Source organism: Sphingomonas sp., from assembly GCF_031361285.1.
Lineage (GTDB): Bacteria > Pseudomonadota > Alphaproteobacteria > Sphingomonadales > Sphingomonadaceae > Sphingomicrobium.
This window is the reverse complement of record NZ_JANMCO010000141.1, coordinates 1-1916: the sequence shown is the minus strand read 5'-3', so window position 1 is coordinate 1916 and position 1916 is coordinate 1. Positions and strand designations below refer to the sequence as shown.

The window sequence follows — 1916 nt, the reverse complement described above, 5'->3', positions numbered from 1 at the left end:
ATCCACGGTGCCAAGTGCCCATACGGCTCACCATCGGCGGTCACGCTCAACTTCCAACGCCGCGGCGACGACTGGGCTACGGATGGAGGGCGCTGGTGGGCCACGTACGCCAAGGATCAGAACAAAGGGCCGATGGCAGAGACGGAGATTGTTGCCCCCCTCAATGCGAAGTGGACGTCCGTTCAAAATATGACCGCGAAAACCAACGCGATCGAGTTTGCCGCGGCTAAGGCGAATGCTGACCGCGTGGGCTTCACTTTTGCTAACTGCGAGGGCTTCGGCCACGGCGCTAGAGCGACGGTTCCAGTCAAGTTCGTAGTGACACGCTTCGAGGTGCTTTAGCACTGATGTCCGCTTTGGGTGGAAAGCAGACATTCAGCGAGTGCGTGGATAGAGTGCATGCACCGCGGGTAACGCTTCGAGCTCGGCCGCCGCAATTCTGACTTCTTCCCGGAGCCTGTTGACTGGACCAAGCTGGCCGAGGTCGGCGACTTCGACAGCGCCTACCTCCACCTCCACGAAGGCGAGCCGGCGCTGGCCTGATCAGGCGTTGGCGCACGCATATTGCAGTTCGGCTTCCCCGATCGAGCCGGCGACGGCCGCCCGTCCGTCGCTGCGCCAGTTCGGATAGTCGATGCCATTCATCACGTAGAGCTTCAGGGTGTAAAGGATCCGATTGTTGCAGTCCGCGGCCCGGTCGCCCTTGCCGCCCGTGTCAGACGTATAATAGACCAGGCCGTCGGCTCCCCGGCGGATGCTGTCCTTGTCGACCGCGGCCCACATCTCATTCTCTGCGTCATCGAACACCGTCACCCAATTCTCGGCAGCTGCCTGGCCGGCGCAAAGGCCGACCGCCAGTCCGATCAGGATTTTTTCCAGCGTCATGGTGCCCCCACGGTTTGAGATCCGTGGCCGATCGATGGGCTTGCGGCCCCGTGATGACAAGCCATTGCCCGCACCGGCCTCCGCCGCTAGCTAGGCGCGGCCAATTCCTTTTGGGCCCCCGTGGCGGAATGGTAGACGCGCTCGACTCAAAATCGAGTTCTGCAAGGAGTGTCCGTTCGAATCGGACCGGGGGCACCATCATTCAGGAATTCCAAGCCCGCGCTGCACCGCGGGGCGGGCCAGGCCGCGTTCGAGCCAAACGCCGACATTGCCGAATTCGTCGAACCCGACCAGCTCGCGCGCTTCGTAGAAAGTGATCAGATTGTTCACCCAGCCGAGCAGCGAAATGTCGGCAATCGAATAGTCGTCCATCACCCACTCGCGACCCTCGAGCCGCCCGTCGAGCACGGCCAGCAGGCGCCTGCTTTCCTCGACGTAACGCTGGAGCGGCCGCGGGTCCTCGATCGCTTTGCCGTCGAAGCGGTAGAAATAGCCGATTTGGCCGAACATCGGCCCGACCAACGCCATTTGCCAGAACAGCCACTGGGTGGTCTCCCACCGGCGGATGGGATCGCCGGACAAGAACTGGCCGGTCTTGCCGGCGAGATAGAGCAGAATCGCGCCGCTCTCGAACAGCGCCAGCGGCTGGCCGCCCGGGCCATTGGGATCGATGATCGCCGGGATCTTGCCGTTCGGGTTGAGCGCCAGATATTCCGGGCTCCGGGTGCCATCCTCGCCAAACGGGATGCGGTGCCACTCGTAGGGAAGGCCGGTTTCCTCGAGCATGATCGACACCTTGACCCCGTTCGGGCTCGGTTGCGAATAGAGCTGCAACCGGTCGGGATGCGACGGCGGCCAGCGGCGGGTAACTGGAAAATCGGACAGGTCGGTCATCACTTGCTCCGGCGGCGGCCGCTGGGGAGCGGAAGTAAGGGTCGGCCGCACCCGCAGCAAGCCGCTAGCCCAACCGCCGCGCCGCAGATATGATGCCGGCATGGACGCTCGGACCAGCAAGGATAAGGGGCCTCAAC

General features: G+C 63.3%; 3 protein-coding genes and 1 tRNA gene. 2 read left to right on the top strand and 2 right to left on the bottom strand.

The genetic code is table 11. The features are described from left to right. Positions 1–342: hypothetical protein (locus RMO25_RS11815; protein WP_405051878.1), on the top strand; the 342-nt coding region annotated here is incomplete at its 5' end. Between the two features lie 201 nt (positions 343–543). Here RMO25_RS11815 and RMO25_RS11810 read toward each other — a convergent pair. Continuing rightward, complete coding sequence (locus RMO25_RS11810) at positions 544–885, bottom strand: hypothetical protein (protein ID WP_309662800.1); 342 nt, start codon at positions 883–885, stop codon at positions 544–546. A 114-nt stretch (positions 886–999) separates the two neighbouring features. Here RMO25_RS11810 and RMO25_RS11805 point away from each other — a divergent pair. Further along, positions 1000–1083: transfer RNA gene (locus RMO25_RS11805), tRNA-Leu, on the top strand. On the opposite strand, the gene RMO25_RS11800 is transcribed toward RMO25_RS11805, so the two are convergent. Then, a complete protein-coding gene (locus RMO25_RS11800; RefSeq protein WP_309662801.1) occupies positions 1084–1779 on the bottom strand; it encodes a glutathione S-transferase N-terminal domain-containing protein in 696 nt (231 codons plus the stop codon). Positions 1780–1916 lie beyond the last annotated feature (137 nt).

Bases quoted from the DNA above. Each gene is read 5' to 3' on its own strand.
- RMO25_RS11810 (WP_309662800.1), bottom strand. From the start codon at position 885: ATGACGCTGGAAAAAATCCTGATCGGACTGGCGGTCGGCCTTTGCGCC.
- RMO25_RS11800 (WP_309662801.1), bottom strand. From the start codon at position 1,779: ATGACCGACCTGTCCGATTTTCCAGTTACCCGCCGCTGGCCGCCGTCG.